The sequence below is a fragment of the Streptomyces megasporus genome (genome assembly GCF_000718985.1).
GTDB lineage: Bacteria > Actinomycetota > Actinomycetes > Streptomycetales > Streptomycetaceae > Streptomyces > Streptomyces megasporus.
Genome location: NZ_JODL01000003.1, coordinates 57039 through 83720, shown reverse-complemented (window position 1 = coordinate 83720; position 26682 = coordinate 57039). Strand labels below are relative to the sequence as shown.

Here is a 26682-nt window from a genome sequence, read left to right as displayed (position 1 = left end):
AACCGCCTCAGCCCTCCCGGAGCTCCGCCAGGAAGTCCAGCGCGATCCGCCAGGTCCGCTCGGCCGCCTCCCGGTCGTAGTCGGGCAGGTCGGGGTCGGTGTAGAGGTGACCGGCCCCGGCGTGGCGGTGGACCTCCACCTCCGCGCCCGCCCTGCGCATCCGCAGGTACCAGGCGTTCAGCCAGTCGTGCGGCTCGAAGGGGTCGGGGTCGGCGACGTGGAGCTGGACGGGCAGTTCGTCGACGGCGGCGTCCTCCGCGATGTCCGAGGTGCCGTGGAGGAGGAGCAGTCCGCGCGCGCGGACGTCGGCGAGCGCGAGGTTCTGGGCGATCGCCCCGCCCAGCGAGAACCCGGCGTACACCAGCCCCCGCTCGGACAGCGGCGCCGTGGCGGCGACGGCCCGTTTGAGCAGCTCGTCACGGCCGATCTCGTCCTTGATGACCATGCCGTCCTCGACGGTCTCGGCGGTCCGTCCGTCGTACAGGTCGGGGGTGTGGACCTCGTGCCCGGCCTCCCGGAGCCGGTCGGCCGCGGCGTGGACGGCGGGACGCAGCCCGTAGGCGGAGTGGAACATCACAACGGTGGGCACGGTGTCACTTCCTTCGCAGGTCAGGCTCATGATCCGCGTTCGGGCGCCTCACCCGGAGCGGAATTCCCCCCATCGTGCCAGGTACGGTCGGTGGAGCCCTTTTCGTCTCCAGGAGCCTCCGAGGAGTTCACACGACCATGGAGAACGTGCTGCGGCCACTGATCGTCTTCGGTGGCGCGATCGCACTGGCCCTCGTCGTCGGCTGGGTCATGGACCGCACCCTGCGGCGCCTGGACGCCCGGCACCCGGAGACCCCGATGTGGGAGCTGCTGCGCAGCGGACGGTGGCCGCTGCAGGCGGTCGTCTTCGTCGCCCTGCTCAACGCCTTCTCCGGCGAGACGCACCTGGCCCGGGACCACCAACAGACCGTGGACCTGTGGCTCGGCCTGATCCTGATCGGGGCCACCGCGTGGCTGGCCCTGCGGATCGTCACCGCCATCGTGGAGACCGCCTACTCCCGCTACGCGGGGACGGCCCACGACGCGGCCCGGGTGCGCCGCGTCCGCACCCAGTTGACCCTGGTGCGGCGGCTGGCCACGGCGGTGGTCACGGTGATCGCCGCCGCCGCGATGCTGTTGCAGTTCCCCGCGATGGAGAAGCTCGGCGCCTCCATGCTGGCCTCGGCCGGTGTGCTCGGCATCGTCGCCGGTATCGCCGCGCAGTCCACCCTGGGCAACCTCTTCGCCGGTCTGCAGATCGCCTTCGGCGACATGGTGCGCATCGGCGACACGGTGGTGGTGGAGGGCGAGCTGGGGACGGTCGAGGAGATCACCGTCTCGTACATCGTCATCCGCACCTGGGACGAGCGGCGGATCACCATGCCGGTGTCGTACTTCGCCGGCAAGCCCTTCGAGAACTGGTCCCGCAACAACGCGCAGATGACCGGCACGGTCTACCTCCACCTCGACCACTCGGCCCCGATAGCCGAGATCCGGGCGAAGACCGAGGAGATCGTGCGCGCCAGCGACGCGTGGGACGGCCGCGCCTGGAGCCTGTTGGTGACCGACACCACGCCCTCCACGATCGAGGTCCGCGCGATGGTGACGGCCCGCACGTCCGACGACATCTGGACGCTGCGCTGCGAGGTCCGCGAGCAGTTGATCACCTGGCTCCACCGGGAGCACCCCTACGCGCTGCCCCGCGTCACCACGGCGCAGGCCGCGCCGGAGCCCACCCGGGAGCCGGCGCCGGAGCCCACCCGGGAGACGCGCCGGGCGGACGACAGGTCGAACGGTTCGGGGAAGCCGGGCCGGGCGGGCATACCGGACGCCCGGAAGGCGCCCTGACCGAACCCGGCCCCCGGCCCCTCCCGGGTGTCCCCTTCGTCTCCTCGCTCGCTCTTCCCGGCTCGCTCTCCCCGCCGGCCGCCCCCGCTACGCGCTCTCGGCGCGGACCCGGTCCAGGGCCGTGCGGAGGTCGTCGGGGTAGTCGCTGGAGAACTCCGCCCAGCGGCCGTCCGCCGGGTGCTCGAAGCCCAGCCGGACCGCGTGCAGCCACTGCCGGGCCAGTCCCAGCCTCTTCGCCATCGTCGGGTCCGCGCCGTAGGTCGTGTCCCCGACACAGGGGTGCCGGTGGGCGGCCATGTGGACGCGGATCTGGTGGGTGCGGCCGGTCTCCAGCTTGATGTCGAGCAGGCTGGCGGCCCGGAACGCCTCGATCAGGTCGTAGTGGGTGATCGACGGCTTGCCGTCGGCGGTGACGGCCCACTTGTAGTCGTGGACGGGGTGCCGCCCGATGGGGGCGTCGATCGTGCCGCTCAGCGGATCCGGGTGGCCCTGGACGAGCGCGTGGTAGCCCTTGTCGACGGTGCGCTCGCGGAACTGCTGCTTGAGCAGGGTGTAGGCGCGCTCGGACTTGGCGACCACCATCAGCCCGGAGGTCCCCACGTCCAGTCGGTGCACGATGCCCTGGCGTTCCGCGGCGCCCGAGGTGGAGACGCGGAAGCCCGCGGCGGCGAGCCCACCGATCACGGTGGGCCCGTTCCAGCCGGGGCTGGGGTGGGCCGCCACGCCGATCGGCTTGTCGACCACCACGAGGTCGGCGTCGTCGTGCACGATCCGCATGCCCTCCACGGGCTCGGCGACGACTCTCACCGGCGCGGGCGGCGCGGGCATCTCGACTTCGATCCAGGCCCCGCCGCGCACCCGCTCGGACTTCCCGACCTCGCCTCCGTCGAGGCGGACCTTCCCCGTCGCGGCCAGCTCGGCCGCCTTGGTGCGGGAGAAGCCGAACATCCTGGCCAGGGCCGCGTCGACGCGCTCGCCCTCCAGGCCGTCGGGTACGGGCAGGGTGCGGATCTCGGGAAGCTGACTCACCCGATCGAGTATGCCGGAAGCGCACCGTGCCCCCGCCCGGTGGGCGGGGGCACGCACACGTTCCGGTCACGTTCCGGTCAGTCGCGGTGGACCGTTCCGTCGGGATCCAGGCCGCGGAAGGACAGGATCACGATGAGCACGCCGCCGCAGACGATCGCCGTGTCGGCGAGGTTGAAGACGGCGAAGTGCGCGGGCGCGATGAAGTCCACGACATGGCCCTGGAACACCCCCGGCGAGCGGAAGACCCGGTCGGTGAGGTTGCCCAGCGCCCCGCCCAGGAGCAGCCCGAGCGCCACGGCCCACGGCGTGCTGTAGAGCTTGCGGGCGATCCGCACGATCACCACGATCACGATCGCCGCGATGATCGTGAAGACGATGGTGAGGGCCTCCCCGATGCCGAAGGCGGCGCCCGGGTTGCGCACCGCCTGGAAGCGCAGCCAGGTCCCGATCACCTCGATCGGGTCGTGGCCCTCCAGCTTCTCGACCACGAGGATCTTGGTGATCAGGTCCAAGGCGTACGCCAGAGCCGCCACGATGGCGAGCTCCGCGACCCGCCGGCGACCTCCGGTCGTCGGTCGTTCGCCCTTCCCGGAACCGGTCCCCGTCGCGGTCGTCGCCTCGCTCTCGGCCGCGTCCGCCGTCTCCGCCTCGGCCTTCTCGGGCTTGCCGTCGGCCCTCTCCACCTCTGTCACGTGATGCAGGGTACGTCACACCCGCGCGGGGCCGTCAGCGGCGTTCCTGCCGCTGCTTGCACTCGACGCACAGCGTGGCCCGGGGGAAGGCCTGCATCCGCGCCTTGCCGATCGGTCGTCCGCAGTGCTCGCAGGCCCCGTACGTTCCGGACTCCAGACGTTCCAGGGCCCGCTCGGTCTGGTAGAGCATCTCGCGGGCGTTCTCCGCGAGGGCCATCTCGTGCTCGCGGGTCATGTTCTTGGTGCCCGTGTCGGCCTGGTCGTCCCCGGCGGCGTCGGCCGAGTCGCGCATCAGGCCGTTGAGGGCCTCCTCGGCGGCGAGGATCTCGGTGCGCAGCCGTGCGGCGTCCTGGGCCAGTTCGGCGCGCGCCTCCTCCACCTCCCCGGGACTCCACGGGCTCTCGCCGGGGCGTACGAGCAACTCCTCCGGGGCGGCGGGTGTCGTGGTCACGCGCGCCGTGGGTGCCGCGGCGGCCTTGTCGGCGGCCGGCGCTCCCGTCGTGGTCTTCTTGGCAACCACCGTCTTGGCTCCTGTCTTCTTCCCGGCCGCCTCCTCGGCGACCGTCTCCGTGGCGACGTCCCGGTCGGCCGCCTCGGGGGCGGCCCTCCTCTCCGTCACCCCCGTGGTGGAGGGCTGCCCGCCCGCCGTGTTCGCCGCCTTCGCCGCGGCTCTCGCCTTGGCGGAGGTCTTCCGCGTGGAGGTCTCCTCCCCCGTCCTCGTCCGCTCGCCGTCGCCGGCCCCGGTGACGGGCTCTCGCACGGATTCCGCTCCCTTCCCCGCGGTCCGCCTCACCACCATGGCCACGATCCCTTCACATAGTGTGATCTTGCTCGCGAATCGTGACGGGAACGATAAGTCGGCCCCCATCGCGCGGCAACGGGGCACGCCGGTCCGCCCGTGCTTCCTCCCGAGCGGGACGCGTGCCCCCGCGAAGCGTTGTGCCCCGCCGCGCGGCCCGAAAACCGGGTCCACCACCATCGGTGGACACCCGTACACTGGGCAGAGCGAAAGGCGTGGATGGGGACGAGTAGCGTCCGTAGGCGGCCGAGAGCGACCCGGGGACGGTGTGAGCCCGGGGGCGAGCGCGGCGTGAAGATCACCCCGGAGCCGCCGGAGGAAAGCCCGTGCGCGCGAGTCGAGCACGCGGTGAGTAGAACCGGCATCGCAGCACCAATGAGTGGGCGGTGGGACGCGTACCCGGTGCGCTCCCGTCGTCAAGGAGGGTGGTACCGCGGGAACCGGCGCCGAGGCGCGGCGGTCTCGTCCCTCCGGCGGAAGTCACGACGTCCGTTGGAGGAAGCTCGCAGTGAGTCCACAGCCCCCGCCCCAGTACCGTCCGGTGCCCGCCCAGGTGGACCTTCCCGCGCTGGAACGCGCCGTGCTGGACTTCTGGAGCGAGAACAAGATCTTCGCCCGCAGCCTGGAGCAGTCCGAGGGCCGCCCCGAATGGGTGTTCTACGAGGGTCCCCCGACGGCGAACGGCATGCCCGGCGCCCACCACATCGAGGCCCGCGTCTTCAAGGACGTCTTCCCCCGCTTCCGCACCATGCGCGGCTACCACGTCACGCGCAAGGCCGGCTGGGACTGCCACGGCCTGCCGGTGGAGCTGGCGGTGGAGAAGGAGCTGGGCTTCTCCGGCAAGCAGGACATCGAGGCCTACGGCATCGCGGAGTTCAACGCCAAGTGCCGCGAGTCGGTGACCCGGCACACCGACGCCTTCGCCGAGCTGACGACCCGGATGGGCTACTGGGTCGACATGGACGACGCGTACTGGACGATGAGCCCCCAGTACATCGAGTCCGTCTGGTGGTCCCTGAAGCAGATCTTCGACAAGGGGCTGCTCGTCCAGGACCACCGGGTGGCGCCCTGGTGTCCCCGCTGCGGCACCGGCCTGTCCGACCACGAGCTGGCGCAGGGCTACGAGACCGTGGTCGACCCCTCGGTCTACGTCCGCTTCCCGCTGACCTCCGGCCCGCTGGCCGGCGAGGCCGCGCTGCTGGTGTGGACGACCACCCCCTGGACGCTGGTGTCCAACACCGCGGTCGCCGCGCACCCCGACGTCACCTACGTGGTCGCCACGGACGGCGCCGAGAAGCTGGTCGTCGCCGAGCCGCTGCTGGCCAAGGCCCTGGGCGAGGGGTGGGAGGTCACCGGGCAGAGCTTCACCGGCCGCGAGATGGAGCGCTGGACGTACCGCCGCCCGTTCGACCTGGTGGAGATCGAGGGCGCCCACTACGTCGTCAACGCCGAGTACGTCACCACCGACGACGGCACCGGGCTGGTCCACCAGTCCCCCGCGTTCGGCGAGGACGACCTGCGGACCTGCCGCGCCTACGGGCTGCCGGTGGTCAACCCCGTCCGGCCCGACGGCACCTTCGAGGAGGACCTGGGGCTGGTCGGCGGGCAGTTCTTCAAGAAGGCCGACGAGGCGCTGGTCGCGGACCTCGACGCGCGCGGTCTGCTCTTCCGCCACCTGCCGTACGAGCACAGCTACCCGCACTGCTGGCGCTGCCACACCGCGCTGCTCTACTACGCGCAGCCGTCCTGGTACATCCGCACCACCGCCGTCAAGGACGCCCTGCTGCGGGAGAACGAGCGGACGAACTGGTTCCCGGACTCCGTCAAGCACGGCCGCTACGGGGACTGGCTGCACAACAACATCGACTGGGCCCTGTCCCGGAACCGCTACTGGGGCACCCCGCTGCCCATCTGGCGGTGCGAGGACGGCCACCTCACCTGCGTCGGATCGCTGGCCGAGCTGACCGAGCTGACCGGCGCCGACCAGTCCGGCCTGGACCCGCACCGGCCCTACATCGACGAGGTCGTCTTCGACTGCCCCGCCGAGGGCTGCTCCCACCGGGCCGTCCGCGTCCCGGAGGTCATCGACGCCTGGTACGACTCGGGGTCGATGCCCTTCGCGCAGTGGGGCTACCCGTACCGGAACAAGGAGCTGTTCGAGAAGCGGTACCCGGCGCAGTTCATCTGCGAGGCCATCGACCAGACCCGCGGCTGGTTCTACACGCTGATGGCGGTCGGCACGCTGGTCTTCGACCGTTCCTCCTACGAGAACGTGGTCTGCCTGGGCCACATCCTCGCCGAGGACGGCCGGAAGATGTCCAAGCACCTGGGCAACATCCTGGAGCCGATCCCGCTCATGGAGCGGCACGGCGCGGACGCGGTGCGCTGGTTCATGGCGGCGGGCGGCTCCCCGTGGAGCGCGCGGCGCGTCGGCCACGGCACGATCCAGGAAGTCGTCCGGAAGGTCCTGCTGACCTACTGGAACACGGTCGCCTTCCAGGCCCTGTACGCCCGCACCTCCGGCTGGGCGCCCTCCGAGGCCGACCCGGCCCCGGCGGACCGCCCGCTGCTGGACCGCTGGCTGCTCAGCGAGCTCCACGCCCTGGTGGACCAGTGCACCCAGGCCATGGAGACGTTCGACACCCAGCGCACCGGCAAGCTGCTGTCGACCTTCGTGGACGACCTGTCCAACTGGTACGTGCGCCGGTCGCGGCGCCGCTTCTGGCAGGGCGACGCGGCGGCGCTGCGCACCCTCCACGACGTGCTGGAGACGGTCACCCGCCTGATGGCCCCGATGACGCCGTTCATCACCGAGCGGGTCTGGCAGGACCTGGTCGTCCCCGTCACCCCGGACGCGCCGCCCTCGGTGCACATGGCCTCCTGGCCGACCGTCGACCCGGACGCCATCGACCCGGACCTCTCCCGCGACATGCTGCTGGTGCGGCGCCTGGTGGAGCTGGGTCGGGCCACGCGCGCCGAGTCGGGCGTCAAGACCCGGCAGCCGCTGTCGCGGGCGCTGCTCGCCGCGCAGGGCTTCGAGCTGCTCGGGGACGAGTTGCGGGAGCAGATCGCCGAGGAGTTGAACGTCACCTCGCTCGCCTCCCTGTCGGAGGTCGGCGGCTCCCTGGTGGACACCACGGCCAAGGCGAACTTCCGCGCGTTGGGCCGCCGCTTCGGCAAGCGCACCCAGCCGGTCGCCAAGGCCATCGCCGAGGCGGACGCCGCGGAGCTCTCGGCCGCGCTGCGCGCCGGCACGGCGTCGGTGGAGGTGGACGGCGAGACGATCGCGCTGTCGCCGGAGGAGGTCATCATCACCGAGACCCCGCGCGAGGGGTGGTCGGTGGCCTCCGACGCCGGTGCCACGGTCGCCCTGGATCTGGAGATCACCCCGGAGCTGCGGCGGGCCGGGCTGGCCCGTGACGCGATCCGGCTGGTCCAGGAGGCTCGCAAGAAGAGCGGCCTGGACGTCGCCGACCGGATCGCCCTGCGGTGGCGGTCGGACGACGAGGAGGTCGTCCGGGCCCTCACCGAGCACCAGGCCCTGATCGCGGACGAGGTGCTGGCCACCGACTACGTGCGGGGCGAGGGCGACGACTCCTTCGGCGAGACGTTCTCCGACGAGGGGCTCTCCCTGACCTTCCGGCTCCGCCGCGCCTGAGCGATCGGCGACCGCCGGCCGGTGTCCCCGTGGCGCCGGCCGGCGGCCGCGTCCCGCGGCCGGGAGTCGAAAGTCGCGACCGGGAGTGACGACCGGGAGTGAAGAGGGCACGCCAACGGGCCGGGCCCGGGTCCAAGACCCGGGCCCGGCCCGTATTCGATATGCCGATCTGCCGCTCTGGGACGGTCCGTCAGCCGCCCGTCAGTTGTCGTCCTCGTCGATGAGGAAGCCGCGCATCGGCGACGGCGCCTGCTGCATCGGCTGCGGCCCCTGCGGTCGCACGGGAGCCATCGGCTGGGTCATGGCCGGGGACATCTGCTGCTGCTGTCCGCCGTAGGTCTGGCCACCGCCCTGGGTGTGACCGCCGGGACCGCCGGGACCGCCCATCGACTGGCCGCCGCCCATGGACTGGTTGCCGCCCATCGTCTGGTGACCGCCGGGGGCGCCGGCCGAGGCCATCGACGGGGACGGCGGCAGCGAGGCCGCCGCCGGGGTGCGCGGCGGCGCCAGCGAGTCGTCGGCCTGGCTCTCCAACTGGCGGAGCTGGCTCTCCAGGTACGACTTCAGGCGGGTGCGGTACTCGCGCTCGAAGCCGCGCAGGTCCTCGACCTTGCGCTCCAGCGTGGCGCGGGCGGACTCCAGCGAGCCCATCGCGACACGGTGCTTCTCCTGCGCGTCCCGCTCCAGGGCGTCGGCCTTGGCGCGGGCGTCCCGCTCCAGGCCCTCGGCGCGGCTGCGCGCCTCACCGACGATCTTGTTGGCCTCGGAACGGGCCTCGGCGATCGCCTGGTCGGCGGTCTGCTGCGCCAGCGACAGCACGCGGGCCGCGCTGTCGCCACCCGGGCCCTGGCCGCCCATCGGGCCGGGACCCATCGGTCCGGGGCCCATCGGCCCGGGACCGTGCGGGCCGCCCTGCGGCCCGTGCGGACCGCCCTGCGGTCCGTGCCCGCCGGGACCTGCCGGCAGCTGCGGCGCACCACCGGGAAGCTGGGGCGGGCCGCCCATCTGCCCCGGTGGGACCGGCTGCGGTCCTGATATGGCGGCGGGTACGGGGGCTCCGGGCCTCTCCTGGGGCTCCGGTTTGCGCATGCCCTGCTGCTGTTGCTGCTGGTTCTGCGCGGCCGCTCGCGTCGCCGCGGCCAGCTTGGCGCGCAGGTCCTCGTTCTCACGGAGCAGCCGGGTCAGCTCGGCCTCGACCTCGTCGAGGAAGGCATCGACCTCGTCCTCGTCGTAGCCCTCTCGCAGGCGGACGGTCGTGAACTGCTTGTTCCGCACGTCCTCGGGGGTCAGCGGCATCTCTTCACCTCAACGTAAGTCATCGGCATATCGGCAAGACCGTATCGCTCACAGCCTGGCCACGACACTGATCAGGATGTAGACGATGATCATCAGTACGAAGAAGGACAGGTCGAGCGCCACGCCCCCGAAGCGCAGCGGCGGTATGAATCGCCGCAGTAGCTTGAGTGGCGGATCAGTGACAGTGTAGGTGGCCTCCAGGACGACCACCATCGCCTTGCCGGGCTGCCATGAGCGGGCGAACATGAAGACGTAGTCCATCACCAGGCGGAAGATCAGCACGACCAAGAAGCATTGCAGCGCAATGAGGACCACCTGCTGTGCGACGCCCATCGTGCGCTTCCCTCTCCCCTTCGGTCGTGTCCGGCCGCCTGCCGACCGGGCTGTCCGTTCGTACTGACTCTCAGCTCTGGTTGAAGAACCCGCCCTCTGCGATGCGGGCCTTGTCCTCCGCCGTGACATCGACGTTAGCAGGAGACAGCAGGAAGACCTTCTGCGTCACCCGCTCGATGCTCCCATGGAGACCGAACACCAGACCGGCCGCGAAGTCGACGAGCCGCTTCGCGTCCGTGTCGTCCATCTCGGTCAGATTCATGATCACCGGGGTGCCCTCGCGGAAGTGTTCCCCGATGGTACGGGCTTCGTTGTACGTCCGGGGATGGAGTGTGGTGATCCGGTAGGGCTCCCGCTCGGACACGACCTTGGGCATGATCACCGGCGCGTTCTTCTCCAGGTTCTGGCGTTCGGATGTGATGGATGCCACGGGGGCGATTCTCCCGTGTCGGCCGCTTTCGGCGACGATCGCGGGGGTCTGTTCCCTCTCCCGGCGAGCCGGAGGATGGACGACTCGCACCGGCTCCTCGGGCTCCTGTTCCGCGCCGGTCTTCGCCGTGGAGACTCCCAGGGGCTGGTGTGCCTGATGACGCCGGTCCCTCTCGGGCTCCGGCTCGGGCTCGAACTCGTCATCGGGGTCGAACCCCGGGCCGTCGTACCCATCGTCCTCCACGAGGCCGAGGTAGACCGCCATCTTGCGCATCGCGCCGGCCATTCTCTGCGTCCTCCGCTCTGTGGTGGTTCCCTTGCCTTCGGCGGGGAGGCCCCATACCTGCCTCCGGTGCCTCCGGCGGGGGAGGCCCCAAGGCTCCGTCACCGGTGGCCTTGGATCCACGCGGCCATCCGCTCGGTGCGGAAATGACCATATTTTCTTTTGTGGTCCGACTTGTTTGGCGACGTTACCGGAGCCCGGGGCGCTCTCCGAGTACCGCACTGCCGATGCGCACATGTGTCGCACCGGCCGCCACCGCCTCTTCGAGGTCCGCGCTCATGCCCGCTGACATCATGTTCGCAGCAGGATGGTCCGCCCGCAGGCGGGTTGAGATTTCCCTCAGTCTGTCGAACGCGGCCCTCGGCCTCCCGGCGTACGGACCGGACAGAGGTGCGACCGTCATCACACCCGCCGCCCACAACCCCACAGCGGCGTCCAACTCGGCGGCCAACTCCCCCACCCCGTCGGGCGCGACGCCGCCGCGCTGCCCGGCGGCGCCCGACTCCCGGTCGAGCGCGACCTGGAGCAGACAGCCGATCCGCCGCCCCTCGCGCTCGGCCGCCGAGGAGAGCGCGGTGACCAGGCGGGGCCGGTCCACCGAGTGCACGAAGTCGGCGTAACGGGCCACGGAGCGGGCCTTGTTCGTCTGTAGCTGTCCCACGAAGTGCCAGGTGAGCGGCAGGTCCGCGCAGGCGGCGGCCTTGGGCGCCGCCTCCTGGTCGCGGTTCTCCGCCACGTGCCGCACTCCGAGTTCGGCCAGCAGGCGCACGTCGTCGGCGGGGTGGGTCTTGGTGACGACGACCAGGGTCACGTCCTCACGTGCGCGCCCCGCGGCGACACAAGCGCGGGTGATGCGCTCCTCCACTCGGGCGAGGTTGGCGGCCAGTTCGGCCTTGCGGTCAGTCACTCCCACTCTTCCCGTCCGCCGCTCCGGCACCGTCCACGGGCGCCGTCCGGTCTTCCGTGCGGCCCGACTCACCCGATCCGTCTCTCTCGTCCGGGTTCGTCGAACCGTCTGCCCCGTCCAGCCAGACGTAACTCGCCAGCCGCCCGGTGATCTTCTCCCGTCGGTACGAATAGTGGTCGTCCGACTCCAGCGTGCACACGGTGGGGCGCGGCGGCTCCGGAACGCCGAGCCGGGCGAGTTGGGCCAGGACCCCGGCCGCGACGTCGACCGCCGGAGTGCCCCGGCGCGTGGTGGCGTACGCCTCCGGCACCACGGCCGCGACCTCCTCGCGCATCCGCTCCGGCACCTCGTAGCAGCCGCCGCACACCGAGGGGCCGACGCGCGCGACGACCCGGGTCGGGTCGGCTCCCAGGGACGCCATCTCCTCGACCACCGCCGGCACCACCCCGGCGACCAGCCCGGGCCGCCCGGCGTGCGCGGCCCCCGCGACCCCGGCGACGGGGTCGGCGAGGAGGACCGGGACGCAGTCGGCGGTGAGGACGGCGAGCGCCAGGCCGGGGCGGTCGGTGACGATCGCGTCCACGCACGACGCGCCGTCGTCCTCCCACGGCCCCCGGACGACGGCCACGTCACGGCCGTGCACCTGGTTCATCCAGACCACGGCGGCCGGCTCCAGACCGAGCGCCTTCGCCGCCAGTTCCCGGTTGGCGCGTACGGCGCCGGGGTCGTCGCCGACCGCGCCGCCGAGATTGAGTTCGTCATACGGAGCGGCGCTCACCCCGCCCCACCGGTCGGTGAAGGCGAAGTGCGCGCCGCTCACGAGGTCGTGCTGCCCTATCACGTCACGTGGTGCTTACTTGAGGAAGTCCGGCACGTCGAGTTCCTCCGCCTGACCCTCCGTCGGGTACGGGCGGGCCGGGGGCACCTGCGGGCCCGTCTCGCCGCTCCCCGGGACGCTCGTGCCGAAGACGGGCGAGGGGTCGGTCAGCGGGGACACGGGGGACGGCTCGTCCTCGCGCGGGGTGACGGAGCCGAGCCCGCCGAAGGACGGGCGGTCGATGTCGGAGGGCGCCGGGCGCGTGCCCGTGGCGCTCTCCTCCTTGCTCCCGTAGGAACCGAGCACCTTGTCGCGGTTCTTCGCCGGGGGCTGCCCGCCGTCGAAGCCCGCCGCGATGACGGTGACCCGGACCTCGTCGCCGAGGGCGTCGTCGATGACCGCGCCGAAGATGATGTTCGCCTCGGGGTGCGCCGCCTCGCTGACCAACTGGGCGGCCTCGTTGATCTCGAACAGGCCCAGGTCCGAGCCGCCGGAGATGGAGAGCAGGACGCCGCGGGCGCCGTCGATGGACGCCTCCAGCAGCGGCGAGGAGATCGCCATCTCGGCGGCGGCCACCGCGCGGTCGTCGCCGCGCGCCGAGCCGATGCCCATGAGCGCCGATCCGGCCTCGGACATCACGGACTTGACGTCCGCGAAGTCGAGGTTGATCAGACCGGGGGTGGTGATGAGGTCGGTGATGCCCTGCACACCGGACAGCAGCACCTGGTCCGCGGACTTGAACGCGTCGAGCACGCTCACCTGACGGTCCGAGATGGACAGCAGCCGGTCGTTGGGGATGACGATGAGGGTGTCCACCTCGTCGCGCAGGGCCGCGATGCCGTCCTCGGCCTGGTTGGCGCGGCGACGGCCCTCGAAGGTGAAGGGGCGGGTGACGACGCCGATGGTGAGGGCGCCGAGGGAGCGTGCGATGTTCGCGACGACGGGCGCGCCGCCGGTGCCGGTGCCGCCGCCCTCGCCCGCGGTGACGAAGACCATGTCGGCCCCCTTGAGGACCTCCTCGATCTCCTCGCGGTGATCCTCCGCGGCCTTCCGGCCCACGTCGGGGTTGGCGCCGGCGCCGAGGCCGCGGGTGAGCTCGCGACCGACGTCGAGCTTGACGTCGGCGTCGCTCATCAGCAGGGCCTGTGCGTCGGTGTTGATCGCGATGAACTCGACGCCCTTGAGACCGACCTCGATCATCCGGTTGATGGCATTGACGCCACCGCCGCCGATACCGACGACCTTGATGACTGCGAGGTAGTTCTGCGGTGCTGCCACGTCGAAGGCCTCTCGCCTCGAGTTACGTGTCGCCGCTCCACGATGGTTGCGGTGCGTCGACCTATGCCGAGTGGGACGGTCCGGACGCCGACCCGAACCCTAAGGGTGAAGTTTAGGGTTACCAATGTCTGTCGTTCCTCGGGTTCTTTGGAACGGACACTAGGTCGACATGCGGTGCGCGTTCAACGAACACGCCGAACCTCCCGTTTTTCTTCTCACCCTATGTGATCAGGCGATGCGGTAGCCAACCAGGGTGCTGGCCGTGTGTGAGCACGTCAACTCCCCGACGCCGCCGGAGCGCTGGGAACACTCACGTCGAACCTCTTCGCCCCGTCCGCCGCCTTCGTCAGCAGGGTGAGCGATTCGGCCTTCGCGGTACTCCTCTCGCTGCTCCCCCACACCACCGTGCGTCCGCCGGACAGCTCCAGGGTGATGGAGTCGTAGGAGCGGACCCGCACGGTCCGGGTGTCCCGGCGCACCCCGTCGGGGAGCGCCGAGGCGACCTTCACGGCCTCCCGGCGCATCCGCTCCTCACCGAAGCGGTGGCGGCTGGGCGAGTCGGAGAGGTCCACCACGAGCAGGGGGACGCCGCGGGGCCGTTCGGCGACCGTGCCAAACCGCACCCCGTCGTCGTCCACCTCGACGTACCCGCGACCTTCGCGGTCATGCGTGTCCTTCTCCATGACGACCACGGGACGGCGCTCGACGACCCGCACCTCGATGCCGTGCGGCCAGTCCCGCGCGACCTCCACCGTGTCGATCCGGGGCAGCGCCGCCAGCAGGCGCCGCTCCACCGCCTCGGGGTCGACCGAGACGAGCGGGTCGCCCACCGGGACGGCGGCGACCCGCAGGACCTGCCGCTCCGTCAGGACCCGCTCGCCGACGACCGTGACGCTCTCCACCCTCAGCCACGAGGAGCCGTAGAGCACCCACAGGGCGAAGCCGCCGAGCACCAGCGCGGGACCGAGGGCGAGCGCCAGCACCAGACGGCGGCGCCGGCGGTCGTCCGGCCGCCCGGGCCGGGGCCGCCGGGCGGCCGGGGGCGGACCGGCGTCCCTCCCCGGTCGCCTCGGGCCGCCGGCTCCGCGCTCGGCGGTCGTCGTCCGTCCGGCCACGCTCCCTTCCCTCCCGCGCCCGGGCCGTCAGCCCTGGCCGCGTGCCGCGATCGCTTCGTACACCATGCCGACCAGCAGTTCGTCGGCGTCACGACGGCCGAACTCGGCGGCCGCGCGGGACATGTCGTACAGCCGGTGCGGGTCGGTGAGCACCGGCAGGACGTTGCCCTGGATCCACTCCGGCGACAGTTCGGCGTCGTCGACCAGCAGCCCGCCGCCCGCCTTGACCACCGGCTGGGCGTTCAGCCGCTGCTCGCCGTTGCCGATCGGCAGCGGGACGTAGGCGGCCGGAAGCCCGACGGCGGACAGTTCGGCGACCGTCATCGCGCCCGCGCGGCAGAGCATCATGTCGGCCGCGGCGTACGCGAGGTCCATCCGGTCCAGGTACGGCACCGGGATGTACGGCGGCATTCCCGGCATGTTGTCCACCTGCGGCAGCTCGTTCTTGGGGCCGACCGCGTGGAGGATCTGGATGCCGGACCGCTGGAGGGTCGGGGCGATGGCCTGGACGACCTCGTTCAGCCGCCGCGCTCCCTGGGACCCGCCGGTGACCAGCAGGGTGGGCAGGTTCTGGTCGAGCCCGAACGCCGCCCGGGCCTCGGCGCGCGTCGCCGCCCGGTCCAGGGTGGCGATGGAGCGGCGCAGCGGGATGCCGACGTAGCGGGCGTGCCGCAGCTTGCTGTCCGGCGTGGAAACGGCGACGAAGCGGGTGTAGCGGGAGCCGATCTTGTTGGCCAGGCCCGGCCGGGCATTGGCCTCGTGGACGACGATCGGCACCCCGAGCCGCTTGGCCGCCAGGTAGCCGGGCAGCGCCACATAGCCGCCGAACCCGACCACGCAGTCGGCCTTGGTCCGCTCCAGGACCTGCTCGGCGGCCTTGATGGTGCCGCGCAGCCGCCCCGGCACGGTGATCAGCTCAGGGGTGGGTTTGCGCGGCAGCGGCACGGCCGGGATCAGCTCCAGGTCGTAGCCGCGCTCCGGGACGAGCCGGGTCTCAAGTCCGCGTTCCGTGCCGAGTGCCGTGATCCCCACGGTCGGGTCCTGCTTGCGCAGGGCGTCCGCGAGGGCGAGCGCGGGCTCGATGTGGCCGGCGGTCCCCCCACCGGCGAGTACGACATGCACCGAATTTCACCGCTCTCCGGACGGGCGCCGTGTGGCGCTCCGTCGCATCGTCTTCCGTCTCACCCCAGCCGGCTTCTTTCTCACAGCAGGCTGCCGCATGGCCAGTGCCGCCTTCGCGGCGGGCTCCGTTCTCGCGCACGAGATCAGCAGCCCGACGGCGAACATCGTCGGCAGCAGGGCGGACCCTCCGTAGGAGAACAGCGGGAGCGGAACACCGGCGATCGGCAGCAGTCCGAGCACCGCGCCGATGTTGACCACGGCCTGCGCCATGATCCAGGTGGTCACGCCTCCCGCCGCGTACCTCACGAAGGGGTCCTCCGTGCGTCCGGCCACGCGGATACCCGCATAGCCTAGAGCCGCGAAAAGAGCGAGCACCGACAGCGTCCCCGTCAAGCCGAGTTCCTCCCCGGTCACGGCGAAGATGAAGTCGGTGTGCGGTTCGGGCAGTTGTCCCCATTTCTCCATGCTGTCGCCCAGCCCCGAACCGAACCAGCCGCCGGAGGCCAGGGCGTAGATGCCGTGCACGGCCTGCCAGCACGCGTCGTTCGGGCCGGGGTCGGTGGCGCCGAGGCAGTCGAGGCGGGACATCCGGTTGGGGTTGGTCCCGATGAGGACGGCCCCGATGACGGCGACGAGGGCCAGCACCCCCGCGAACAGTCTCAGGGGCGCCCCGGCCAGCCAGAGCAGCCCGATCAGGATCGCCGCCAGGATGATCGCGGTGCCCATGTCCCGGCCCAGCATGATCAGGCCGAGCAGCAGGAAGGTCACCGGAACGAGCGGCACCAGCATGTGCTTCCACTGGACGAGCAGCCGTTTGTCGCCCTTGCGGGCCAGCAGGTCGGCGCCCCACAGCACCAGGGCGAGCTTGGCGAACTCACTGGGCTGGAGTTGGAACGGGCCGCCCAGGTGGAGCCAGTTCTGGTTGCCCTTCACCTCCTGCCCGATGCCGGGGACCTGGACCAGGCAGAGCAGGAAGACCGAGCCTGCCAGCACCGGATACGCCAGTCCGCGCAGGAGGGCGAGGGGCATGCGGGCGGCGGCCAGCATCAGCAGGGCGCCCAGGGCGGCGGCCAGGAGCTGCTTGCGGAAGAAGTACGTGGAGGGCAGGCCGGACCCCAGCGCCTTGATCTGCGAGGCCGAGAAGACCATCACCAGGCCGAGGGCGGTGATCAGCAGGCTGCCGCCGAGGATCACGTAGTAGGCGGTCAGCGGCCGGTCCCAGGCCCGTTTCGCCCGCAGGTACAGGCGGCGCACGCCCTCCACCGCCCGACGCGGACCGCGCGGGGCGGGACGCGGCGCGCGGGGGGCGGGCCGGGCGGGGGACGTGCGGGCGGCCGAGGGGGCGGCGGGACGTCGGGGGCGGGCCGCCGCCGGACGAGCCGGACGGGTCCCGGGCCGTGGAGAGCGCTGCGCCTCGCGCAGCGCCCGTCCCGGTACGGGCGGACCGCCCGCCGGCGCCGGGACGGGTCCCGCGGGCACGAGGACGGCGGCCGAGGCGCGGACGCGGTCCGCGAAGGGCGCGAGGGAGCGGGCGGCGAGGGCCACCGACCGGGCCCACGCCCCCGCGCGGCGCGGGGCGGGGCCCGGAGCCGTCCCTCCGGTCCGGGACGCCCCGGCCGCCTGGTGCGGATCGGGTGCGCCGCGCGCCCGCGTGCGCGCGGTCGGCACGGGTCGCTCGGCCGTCATCGTCCGTCCCCTCCTGATCTCCCCACGCCGGCCGGCCCGGCACGGGGGCCGGCGGGTTATCGCTCCTGCGCCGCGGACCGGCCCGGGGCCAGATCGCGGACGGCGGCGGCGAAGGCCTCGCCGCGCGCGTGGTAGTTCGTGAACATGTCCATCGAGGCGCAGGCCGGTGCCATGAGGACGGTGTCCCCGGGGCGGGCCAGCCGCGCGGCCTCGTGGACCGCCGCCGCCATGGCCCCAGTGTCGGTCCGGTCGAGGTCGACGACCGGAACATCCGGGGCGTGTCGCGCCAGCGCTTCGCGGATCAGGGCGCGGTCGGCGCCGATCAGCACGGCTGCGCGCAGCCGCTTCGCCGCCTTGGCCACCAACTCGTCGAAGCTCGCGCCCTTGGCGAGACCCCCGGCGATCCACACCACCGGGTCGTAGGCGCCCAGGGACGCCTCGGCGGCATGGGTGTTGGTCGCCTTCGAGTCGTCAACGTAGCGCACCCCGTCCACGTCGGCGACGTGTTCGATGCGGTGGGGGTCGGGCCGGAAGGCGCGCAGCCCGTCCCGCACCGCCCTCGGCTCCACGCCGAAGGCGCGGGCGAGGGCGGCGGCGGCCAGGGCGTTGGCGATGTTGTGCGGGACGGGCGGGTCGACGTCGCGGACCTCGGCCAGCTCCTGGGCGTGGCTGTGCCGGTTGTCGACGAAGGCACGGTCCACCAGGAGCCCTTCCACCACGCCGAGTTGGGAGGGAGCGGGGGCGCCCGGGGTGAAGCCGATCGCCCGGCAGCCCTCCACCACGTCGGCCCGGCGCACCAGTTCCTCGGTGACGGGGTCGGCGACGTTGTACACGCACGCGACCTCGTTGCCCTCGTAGACGCGGCCCTTGTCGGCGATGTACGCCTCCATCGAGCCGTGCCAGTCCAGGTGGTCGGGGGCCACGTTGAGCACCACGGCCGAGTGGGGGCGCACCGACGGGGCCCAGTGGAGCTGGTAGCTGGACAGTTCCACGGCGAGCACGTCGTACGGCTCGTCCGCCAGGACCGCGTCCAGCAGCGAGACGCCGATGTTGCCGACGGCGGCGGTGCGCAGCCCGGCGGCCTCCAGGATGGAGGCGAGCATGCGCACGGTGGTGGTCTTGCCGTTGGTGCCGGTGACCGCCAGCCAGGGCGCGGCACCGGGGCCGCGCAGCCGCCAGGCCAGCTCCACGTCGCCCCAGACCGGCACGCCGGCCTCAGCGGCCGCCGTGAACAGCGGCTTGTCCGGCCGCCAGCCGGGGGCGGTGACGATCAGTGAGGTGCCCTCGGGCAGGGTGTCGCCGTCGCCCAGCCGGACCGTGACGCCCGGTCCCTCCAGTTCGGCCGCCTGCCGCCGGGAGCGCTCGTCGTCGCCGTCGTTGACGACCGTCACCTCGGCGCCCAGTTCCCGCAGTACGCGTGCCGCGGGGATCCCGGAGACGCCCAGACCGGCGACGGTGACGTGCCGTCCGGCGAGCTCGCCGGTGGGGTCCTGGATCATTTCCCGGCCGCCCAGCCGGCGTAGAACAGGCCGATGCCGACGATCACGCACATGCCCTGGATGATCCAGAAGCGGACCACCACGAGCACCTCGCTCCAGCCCTTGAGCTCGAAGTGGTGCTGGAGCGGCGCCATGCGGAAGACCCGCTTGCCCGTCAGTCGGAAGGAACCGACCTGGATCACCACGGACATGGTGATGATGACGAACAGTCCGCCGAGCAGGGCCAGCAGCAGCTCGGTGCGGGAGACGATGGCCAGACCGGCCAGCGCGCCGCCCAGGGCGAGCGACCCGGTGTCGCCCATGAAGATCTTGGCGGGCGAGGTGTTCCACCACAGGAAGCCGAAGCAGGCGCCCATCAGCGCGGAGGCGACGACCGCGAGGTCGAGCGGGTCGCGCACCTCGAAGCAGCTCGGGCTGCCGGTGAGGGCACAGGAGTCCTGGTGCTGCCACACCCCGATGAAGGTGTAGGCGCCGAAGACCATCACCGAGGCGCCGGTGGCCAGACCGTCGAGACCGTCGGTGAGGTTCACGCCGTTGGACATCGCCAGGATCATGAACAGCGCCCAGATCACGAAGAGCACCGGACCGATCGACCAGCCGAAGTCCTGGATGAAGGAGAGCTTGGTGGACGCCGGGGTCTGGCCGCGGGCGTCGGCGAAGTTGAGCGAGAGGATCGCGAAGGCAACGCCGACGATGAGCTGGCCGAGCATCTTGGCCTTGGCGCGCAGGCCCAGGCTCCGCTGCTTGACGATCTTGATGTAGTCGTCGAGGAAGCCGACCAGGCCCATGCCCGCCATCAGGAACAGCACCAGCACGCCGGAGAACGACGGTTGACTGCCGGTGATGATCTTGGTGAGCGCGTAGGCGATCAGCGTCGCCAGGATGAAGGCGATGCCACCCATGGTGGGGGTGCCGCGCTTGCTGTGGTGGTCCCGCGGGCCGTCGTCGCGGATGTACTGCCCATAGCCCTTGCGGGCCAGCAACTTGATGAGCAGCGGGGTGCCGATCAGGGTCAGGAAGAGCCCGATGGCACCGGAGAAGAGGATCTGCCTCATCATCGGCCGGCGACCTCTCCCCTACCCTCGACCAGCGCGAGCGCCACCTTCTCCAGGCCCGCCGCCCGGGAAGCCTTCACCAGTACGACATCCCCCGGTCGCAGCTCATCGCGCAACAGGTCGATTGCCGCCTGAGCGTCGGACACGTGCACCGACTCCTCACCCCACGAACCCTCGTTCTTGGCGCCCATGTCGAGCCAGCGGGCCTCCCGGCCGCCGACCGCCACGAGCTTGCTGACGTTGAGCCGGACGGCCATCCGTCCGACCGCGTCGTGCTCGGCGAGCGATTCCTCGCCGAGCTCGGCCATCTCGCCGAGCACCGCCCACGTGCGACGTCCCTCGCCCATGGCGGCGAGCGCGCGGAGCGCGGCCCGCATGGACTCGGGGTTCGCGTTGTAGGCGTCGTTGACGACGGTCACGCCGTCCGAGCGCTCGGTGACCTCCATCCGCCAGCGGGAGAGCGTGCCGGCCTCGGAGAGCGCCGAGGCGATCCCGTCGACAGGCATGCCCAACTCGTGGGCCACGGCGGCCGCGGCGAGCGCGTTCGACACGTGGTGCTCACCGTACAGGCGCATGGTCACATCACTGCACCCGGTGGGGGTGTGGAGGGTGAAGGCGGGCTGCCCCTTCGGGGTGAGTCGGACATTCTCGGCGCGGATGTCAGCGTCGGCCGCTTCGCCGAAGAAGAGGATGCGGGCGTCGGTGCGCGCCCGCATGGCACGCACCAGCGGGTCGTCGGCGTTGAGGACGGCGACGCCGCCCTTCTCGGCCGGGGGAAGGGCCTCCACCAGCTCGCCCTTGGCCCGGGCGATCTGCTCCCGGCCGCCGAACTCGCCGATGTGCGCGGACCCGACGTTGAGGACCACGCCGATGCGCGGCGGGGTCAGCTCGGTGAGGTAACGGATGTGGCCGATGCCCCGGGCGCCCATCTCCAGCACGAGGTGGCGGGTGCCCTCCTCCGCGCTCAGCGCGGTGAGCGGCAGGCCGATCTCGTTGTTGAGCGAGCCGGGCGTCCACACGGTGGGGCCCAGGCGCCGCAGGAGCTGGGCGATGAGGTCCTTGGTGCTGGTCTTGCCGGCGGAGCCGGTGAGGGCGACGACGGTGGCGCCCAGCCGCGCCACGACGTGGCGTGCCAGGGCGCCCAGGGCCGCCTCCACGTCGTCCACGACGATCGCGGGGGCCTCGACGGGGCGGGAGGCCAGTACGGCCACCGCTCCGTCGGCCACGGCCCGTTCGGCGAAGTCGTGGCCGTCCGCCCGTGCGCCGGCGAACGCCACGAACAGCGCGCCGGGGCGCACCTCTCGGGAGTCCTTGACCACGGGGCCGGTGACGGTCGCCGTCGGGTCCGGTATGTCGTGGGCGCGGCCGGAGACGACGTCCGCGATCTCTGCGAGGGTCAGCGGGATCATGCCGTGTTCTCCCCGGTGTCCCGGCGCTCGCCGGCCAAGCGGCGCTCGATGGCCTCGCGGAGCACCCGACGGTCGTCGAAGGGGCGTACCACGCCGGCGATGTCCTGGCCCTGCTCGTGGCCCTTGCCGGCCACCAGGACGGTGTCCCCGGGCTCGGCGCGGGCGACGGCGGCGGCGATGGCGGCGGCCCGGTCCTCCTCCACCAGCACGGTGCCGCGCTCGTGGATCGGGACCTCGGCGGCGCCCGCGAGCATCGCGGCGAGGATGGCCAGGGGGTCCTCCGAACGGGGGTTGTCGGAGGTCAGGACGGCGGTGTCGGCCAGCCTGGCCAGCGCCGCGCCCATGGCGGCCCGTTTGTGCGGGTCGCGGTCGCCTCCGCAGCCGAGCACCGCGTGCACCCGGCCCTCGGTGACCTTGCGCAGGGCGCGCAGCACGGAGTCCACGGCGTCGGGCTTGTGGGCGTAGTCCACGACGGCCAGGTACGGCTGGCCGGCCTCCACGCGCTCCAGACGGCCGGGCACGCCGGGCACCGCGGCGACGCCCTCGACCGCGGTCCGCAGGTCGATTCCGGCGGTCACCAGGGTGGCGACGGCCGCGAGCGCGTTGGCGACGTTGAACGGGCCGGGCAGCGGCGCGACGGCCCGTGCCGTCTCGCCGTCCGGTCCGACCACGGTGAAGGTGGAGCCCAGCGGGCCGAGTTCCACGTCCCGCGCGCGCCAGTCGGCGTCGGGGTGGCCCTCGGCGGAGAAGGTGACGACCGGGACCTCGCAGACACCGCCGGCCAGCCGCTGTCCGTGCTCGTCGTCGATGTTGATCACGCCGACGCGGGAGCGGGCCTTGGTGAACAATTGCGCCTTCGCCCGGAAGTAGTCCTCCATGTCCGGGTGGAAGTCGAGGTGCTCGGGGCTGAGGTTGTTGAAGACGGCGACGTCGAAGACGCAGCCGTCGACGCGGCCGAGCACCAGCGCGTGGCTGGAGACCTCCATGACCGTCGAGCGGACCCCGCGTTCGCGCATCACCGCGAACAGCGCCTGGAGCTCGGTGGCCTCGGGGGTGGTGCGCTCGGACTTGATCCGCTCGTCGCCGATGCGGGTCTCGACCGTGCCGATCAGTCCGGTCGGCTCCCCCTCCTTCGCCGCCGCGCGCAGTCCGCCCTCGACGAGGTAGGAGGTGGTGGTCTTGCCGGAGGTGCCGGTGATGCCGATCTGCAGCAGGTCCCGGCCGGGGTCGCCGTAGATGACGGCGGCCAGCTCGCCCATCCGCTCGCGCGGGTCCGGGACGGTCAGCACGGGCAGGCCGGTGGCGGCTGCCCGCTCGGTGCCCGTCGGGTCGGTGAGCACGGCGACGGCGCCCAGCCGGGCCGCCTGGACGGCGAAGTCGGCGCCGTGGAAGCGGGCGCCGGGGCGCGCGATGTAGACGTCGCCGGGACGCACGGCCCGGGAGTCGTGGGTGATGCCGGTGGCGGCCGCGTCGCCTTCGGGGGCCGCGACACCCAGCCGCCGGGCCAGCTCCGCCAGCGGCACGGGACGGACCCGCTCCGGGCGGGGTGGAGCCGGGGGGAGGGATGGGGTCTGATCAGCTTCTGGCACGGCGGTGAGCGTACCCGGCGCTCCGGGCCCGTCGCGAAGCGAGGGGCCCGGGGCTCCGGGCTGGCCGTCGGCGGTGTCGAAGCGGTTCCACGGGGGATCGGTGTTGGTTCTCACGGGTCGCTTTCCGGTCGTTCTCCGGTCAGTCTCCGGGCTCGAAGGTGACGGGCAGGCGGGGTGGCTCGGTTCCGGTGGGGGGGATTCGGAGGGCCTTGAGCGTGTACTTCATGACCTCCTGGTACACCGGCCCGCACACCTGGCTGCCGAAGTAACTGCCCTGTCTGGGGTTCTGTACGGCGCAGTAGACGGTGACGCGGGGGGTGTCGGCGGGGGCGAACCCCGCGAAGGAGGAGGTGTAGCCGTTGTAGCGGCCGGTGTCGGGGTCCACCCGGTTGGCCGTGCCGGTCTTGCCCGCCACCCGGTAGCCGGGAATCCGCGCGGTGGTGCCGGTGCCCTCCCAGTCGTCCACCACGGACTCCAGCATCGTCGCCAGCGTCCTGGCGGTCTTCTCGCTGACGACGCGGTTCCGCTTCGGCTTCGGCGCGGGGGTCCAGGCCCCGTCGGGGCCGGTGGTGCCGCGCACCAGGCTCGGTTCGACGCGCACGCCGCCGTTGGCGATGGTGGAGTAGACCGAGGCCGCCTGGACGGCGTTGATGGACAGGCCCTGCCCGAAGGGGATGGTGTACTGCTGCGAGGCGTTCCACTCCTCGGGCTCGGCGAGGATGCCGGGGGTCTCGCCGGGGAAGTCGAGCCCGGTCTTCCGCCCTATGCCGAACTTCCGCAGGTAGGAGTGGAGCACCCGGTTGACCTCCTTCTGGGTGTCTCCCAACTGTTCGACGGCCAGGATCGTGCCGATGTTGCTGGACTTGGCGAGCACCCCGTTGAGGGTGAGGTACCAGGTGGGGTGGTCCACGTCGTCCGCGAAGCTGCGGTCGGCACGCGGCAGCCTGTTGGGCACCACCACATGGGTGTCGGGATCGGCCGCGCCCTCCTCCAGGACCGCGGCCATGGACATCACCTTGCTGGTGGAGCCCGGCTCGTAGGCGTCCTGGACCGCGGGGTTGCCCAGGGCGGAGGCGTCGGCCTTCGACAGGTCGCCCGGGTCGTAGCCGGGGGCGTTGGCCATGGCGAGGATCTCGCCGGTGCGGACGTCCTGGACGATCACGTAGCCGCGGTCGGCCCGGGACTTCTCGACCTGTTCCTCGATGGCCCGCTGCGCGGCCCACTGGATGTCGCGGTCGAGGGTCAGCTCCACGTCGGAGCCGGGCTGCGCGGGCCGCTCCCGCTCCCCCGCGGTGGGCACCTGCCGGCCGCCGGACTGGGCGTAGGTGATCGTGCCGTCCCGTCCGGCCAGGACCTTCTCGTACTTCGCCTCCAGACCGCCGCGGCCCTCGCCCTCGGAGTTGACGAAGCCGAGGACGCCGGCCGCGAGCCGCCGGTTGGGGTACACCCGCTTGGCGTGCTCCTCGGAGTACACCCCGGCCAGCACGTTGCGGCCGCTCCCGGCCAGCGTCCGCTTGAGGTCCGTGATCTGCCGCCAGACCTGTGGGGACTGCTGCCGGGCCAGGACGACGTAGCGCCTCTCCGCGTGGGACAGGCGCTCGGTGAGCGTCTCCTCGTCCACGCCGAGGATGGGCGCGAGGAGCTCCGCCGCCTGGGCGGGCGCGTCGGGGACCTTCGCCTGTTCGGGGGTGAACAGGTACGGGTCGGCGGTGATGTCGTAGGCGTCGACCGTGGTGGCCAGGGCGACGCCGTCGCGGTCGGTGACCGTGCCGCGCTCGGCGGCGAGCGGGACGGTGATGTAGCGGTTGACGTCGGCCTTGCTCGCGTAGGTGCTCGCGTCCACGGCCTGCACCTGGAGCAGCCGCACGGTGAAGGCCAGCATCACCAGGGTGAGCACGATGCCGAACAGCCTCAGCCGGGGGCGGGGGTTGCCCAGTCGGAGCGTCCCCTGCCGCCCCGGTCGGGGCGGGCGGGCGGCGCCGGAGGCGCGGGCGGGGCGGGACGCGGGGCGCGGGCCGGGGGCGCGGCGCGGTCGTCCGCTCACGGCTCCACCCCCTCTCCCGTTCCGCTCTCCCCGCCGGGGGCCGGGGAGGGAACGCCGCGGACGGTGCCGTCCGGAAGGATGAAGACGGGGTTCCCGCCGGGCACCAGGCCCAGTTCGCGGGCCCGCTCGGCCAGGGACCCGGGGGCGGAGTAGGAGTCCAGCTCCTGTTCGAGGGCCTGCTCCTCGTCGGTCAGCTCCTTGGTGCGCTTCTCCAGTTCACTGAGCTCGAAGGAGCCCTGGTTGACGGAGGAGTTGAGCAGCAGCAGGGTCAGCAGTCCGGAGCCGAGCAGCAGCACGACCAGCACCACGAAGGGGGTGCGGGCGGGCGTGCGGGCGTCACCGGCGGGCACCAGCCGCGCCAGTCGCGCCAGCCGCTGCTGGGGGGTCGGCGTCGCGCCCGCCCCGTTCTTCGGCGCGCTCCTCGGTGCGTTCCTCGGGGTGGCCTTCGGGGCGGCCTTGGGTGTGTCCTTCAGGGCTCCTCCCGGATGCGCTCGGCGCCGCGCAGCCGGGCGGGGGCGGCGCGGCGGTTCTCGGCGATCTCCTCCTCGGTCGGGAGTTCGGCGCCTCGGGTGAGCAACCTCAGCCGAGGCTGGTAGCGCTCGGGGACCACCGGCAGGCCGGGCGGCGCGGTGCTCGTCGCCCCCGCGGTCAGGACCTGTTTGACCAGGCGGTCCTCCAGCGAGTGGTACGACAGGACGGCGATCCGGCCGCCCACGGCCAGCGCGGCGACGGCCGCCGGCACCGCCCGCTCCAGGACGGCGAGCTCCCCGTTGACCTCGATGCGCAGCGCCTGGAAGGTTCGCTTGGCGGGGTTCCCCCCGGTGCGCTTGGCGGCCTGGGGCAGCGCCTCGCGGATCAGGTCCACCAGTCGGGCGCTGGTGGTGAAGGGTTCCTTCTCGCGCTCCCGCACGATCGCCGCGACGATGCGCTTGGCCTGCTTCTCCTCGCCGTAGGCGCGCAGGATGCGCACCAGTTCCCCGGGCGGGTAGGTGTTGAGCACCTCGGCGGCGCCGATGCCCCTCGTCTGGTCCATCCGCATGTCCAGCGGGGCGTCCCTGGCGTACGAGAAGCCTCGTTCGGCCTCGTCCAACTGCATGGAGGAGACGCCGAGGTCGAACAGGACGCCCTGGACGCGCGGTGTGCCCAGTCGGGCGAGCACCTCGGGAAGCTCGTCGTAGACGGCGTGCACCAGCGTGGCCCGCTCCCCGTGGGGGGCCAGCCGCTCGCGGGCCAGTTCCAGCGCGGCCGGGTCGCGGTCCAGGCCGATCAGACGGACGCCGGGGAAGGAGGTCAGCAGGGCCTCGCTGTGGCCGCCGAGCCCGACGGTGCAGTCCACGACCGTCGATCCGGGCTTCTCCAGGGCGGGGGCGAGCAGGTCCAGGCAGCGTCGGAGCATGACCGGGACGTGCCGCTCGTTGGTGCTCACTGGACTCTCCTTGAGCGGGTCCGTACGGCCTGGTCCCCGCCCGCTCGAAGGGGAAGGCGGCGGCCGGCGCCGGGGAAGGGGCACCGGTCGGCCGGAGAGCGGGAGGAGGCCGGACCGTACGCGGCCGTACGCGCGCCGCGAGTGTCGGTTCCGAGGGAGCTCGGCGGTGTGTCCCGACTCCCACTGCGCGTCACTTTAGTCCACGCCTCCCCCCGGTCAATCAACCGGTCGGGCGCGTCACGGCCGCTCCCGGGCGGTGTGCCGCCCCTCCGAATCCCCACCGGCTCCCTCCGGACGGAGCAGCCCGCACCGAGCGTGTGGGTTACCTCACACCGGAGTGT

Annotated in this window: 21 protein-coding genes and 1 pseudogene; 2 read left to right on the top strand and 20 right to left on the bottom strand. The window is 72.3% G+C overall.

Going from position 1 to position 26682, the window contains the following annotated elements:
• Positions 1-7: 7 nt before the first annotated feature.
• Positions 8-589, bottom strand: a complete 582-nt coding sequence (locus IF47_RS0103915) for a dienelactone hydrolase family protein (protein ID WP_425423548.1) — start codon at positions 587-589, stop codon at positions 8-10.
• Positions 590-726: 137 nt separating this feature from the next.
• Between IF47_RS0103915 and IF47_RS0103910 the strand changes: the two genes are divergently transcribed.
• Complete coding sequence (locus tag IF47_RS0103910) at positions 727-1875, top strand: mechanosensitive ion channel family protein (protein ID WP_078591552.1); 1149 nt, start codon at positions 727-729, stop codon at positions 1873-1875.
• A gap of 87 nt (positions 1876-1962) precedes the next feature.
• Here the strand turns inward: IF47_RS0103910 and IF47_RS0103905 are convergent, their stop codons facing one another.
• The 3 genes from IF47_RS0103905 to IF47_RS0103895 all read right to left on the bottom strand — a co-directional run bounded on the left by IF47_RS0103905 (position 1963) and on the right by IF47_RS0103895 (position 4356).
• The gene (locus IF47_RS0103905; RefSeq protein ID WP_031506628.1) at positions 1963-2904 is read right to left on the bottom strand and encodes an RluA family pseudouridine synthase; all 942 of its coding nucleotides are present in this window, start codon (positions 2902-2904) and stop codon (positions 1963-1965) included.
• 77 nt (positions 2905-2981) lie between these two features.
• On the bottom strand, positions 2982-3596 hold the full coding sequence (gene lspA / locus IF47_RS0103900; protein WP_031506627.1) for a signal peptidase II: 615 nt from the start codon (positions 3594-3596) through the stop codon (positions 2982-2984).
• A 34-nt stretch (positions 3597-3630) separates the two neighbouring features.
• Positions 3631-4356, bottom strand: coding sequence for a TraR/DksA family transcriptional regulator (locus tag IF47_RS0103895; protein WP_245640986.1), 726 nt, complete (start codon positions 4354-4356; stop codon positions 3631-3633).
• Between the two features lie 547 nt (positions 4357-4903).
• On the opposite strand from IF47_RS0103895, the gene ileS reads away from it, so the two are divergent.
• Positions 4904-8053 carry an isoleucine--tRNA ligase gene (ileS, locus tag IF47_RS0103890; protein ID WP_031506624.1) on the top strand — a complete coding sequence of 1050 codons (3150 nt, stop codon included), beginning with the start codon at positions 4904-4906 and terminating at the stop codon, positions 8051-8053.
• 201 nt (positions 8054-8254) lie between these two features.
• On the opposite strand, the gene IF47_RS0103885 is transcribed toward ileS, so the two are convergent.
• The 16 genes and pseudogenes from IF47_RS0103885 to rsmH form a co-directional block, all read right to left on the bottom strand.
• Positions 8255-9349, bottom strand: a complete 1095-nt coding sequence (locus IF47_RS0103885; RefSeq protein WP_031506622.1) for a DivIVA domain-containing protein — start codon at positions 9347-9349, stop codon at positions 8255-8257.
• Between the two features lie 48 nt (positions 9350-9397).
• Entirely contained in the window at positions 9398-9682 is a 285-nt protein-coding gene (locus IF47_RS0103880; RefSeq protein ID WP_031506621.1) for a YggT family protein, read from the bottom strand.
• A 70-nt stretch (positions 9683-9752) separates the two neighbouring features.
• Positions 9753-10397: a cell division protein SepF gene (locus IF47_RS0103875; RefSeq protein WP_031506619.1), complete on the bottom strand. Its 645-nt coding sequence runs from the start codon at positions 10395-10397 to the stop codon at positions 9753-9755.
• A gap of 184 nt (positions 10398-10581) precedes the next feature.
• Positions 10582-11301, bottom strand: coding sequence for a YggS family pyridoxal phosphate-dependent enzyme (locus IF47_RS0103870; RefSeq protein ID WP_031506618.1), 720 nt, complete (start codon positions 11299-11301; stop codon positions 10582-10584).
• A gap of 115 nt (positions 11302-11416) precedes the next feature.
• A pseudogene (pgeF, locus tag IF47_RS0103865) lies at positions 11417-12142 on the bottom strand (peptidoglycan editing factor PgeF); the annotation flags it as partial.
• A 12-nt stretch (positions 12143-12154) separates the two neighbouring features.
• Positions 12155-13396: a cell division protein FtsZ gene (gene ftsZ, locus IF47_RS0103860; protein ID WP_031506616.1), complete on the bottom strand. Its 1242-nt coding sequence runs from the start codon at positions 13394-13396 to the stop codon at positions 12155-12157.
• 275 nt (positions 13397-13671) lie between these two features.
• Entirely contained in the window at positions 13672-14511 is an 840-nt protein-coding gene (locus IF47_RS0103855; RefSeq protein ID WP_031506614.1) for a cell division protein FtsQ/DivIB, read from the bottom strand.
• A gap of 27 nt (positions 14512-14538) precedes the next feature.
• Complete coding sequence (gene murG, locus IF47_RS0103850; RefSeq protein ID WP_031506612.1) at positions 14539-15633, bottom strand: undecaprenyldiphospho-muramoylpentapeptide beta-N-acetylglucosaminyltransferase; 1095 nt, start codon at positions 15631-15633, stop codon at positions 14539-14541.
• Positions 15634-15639: 6 nt separating this feature from the next.
• A complete protein-coding gene (ftsW, locus tag IF47_RS0103845; RefSeq protein WP_425423549.1) occupies positions 15640-17112 on the bottom strand; it encodes a putative lipid II flippase FtsW in 1473 nt (490 codons plus the stop codon).
• A 263-nt stretch (positions 17113-17375) separates the two neighbouring features.
• Positions 17376-18818, bottom strand: a complete 1443-nt coding sequence (murD, locus tag IF47_RS0103840) for a UDP-N-acetylmuramoyl-L-alanine--D-glutamate ligase (RefSeq protein WP_031506609.1) — start codon at positions 18816-18818, stop codon at positions 17376-17378.
• Entirely contained in the window at positions 18815-19873 is a 1059-nt protein-coding gene (gene mraY / locus IF47_RS0103835; protein ID WP_031506608.1) for a phospho-N-acetylmuramoyl-pentapeptide-transferase, read from the bottom strand. The genes murD and mraY overlap by 4 nt, the downstream gene beginning before the upstream one ends.
• Entirely contained in the window at positions 19873-21282 is a 1410-nt protein-coding gene (locus tag IF47_RS0103830) for a UDP-N-acetylmuramoyl-tripeptide--D-alanyl-D-alanine ligase (RefSeq protein WP_031506606.1), read from the bottom strand. Before IF47_RS0103830 ends, mraY begins: the two co-directional genes overlap by 1 nt.
• The gene (locus IF47_RS0103825; RefSeq protein ID WP_051716953.1) at positions 21279-22985 is read right to left on the bottom strand and encodes a UDP-N-acetylmuramoyl-L-alanyl-D-glutamate--2,6-diaminopimelate ligase; all 1707 of its coding nucleotides are present in this window, start codon (positions 22983-22985) and stop codon (positions 21279-21281) included. Before IF47_RS0103825 ends, IF47_RS0103830 begins: the two co-directional genes overlap by 4 nt.
• A gap of 25 nt (positions 22986-23010) precedes the next feature.
• Positions 23011-24915 carry a peptidoglycan D,D-transpeptidase FtsI family protein gene (locus IF47_RS0103820; protein ID WP_051716951.1) on the bottom strand — a complete coding sequence of 635 codons (1905 nt, stop codon included), beginning with the start codon at positions 24913-24915 and terminating at the stop codon, positions 23011-23013.
• Entirely contained in the window at positions 24912-25265 is a 354-nt protein-coding gene (ftsL, locus tag IF47_RS0103815; protein ID WP_245640984.1) for a cell division protein FtsL, read from the bottom strand. Before ftsL ends, IF47_RS0103820 begins: the two co-directional genes overlap by 4 nt.
• A gap of 119 nt (positions 25266-25384) precedes the next feature.
• On the bottom strand, positions 25385-26341 hold the full coding sequence (rsmH, locus tag IF47_RS0103810) for a 16S rRNA (cytosine(1402)-N(4))-methyltransferase RsmH (protein ID WP_031506602.1): 957 nt from the start codon (positions 26339-26341) through the stop codon (positions 25385-25387).
• Positions 26342-26682 lie beyond the last annotated feature (341 nt).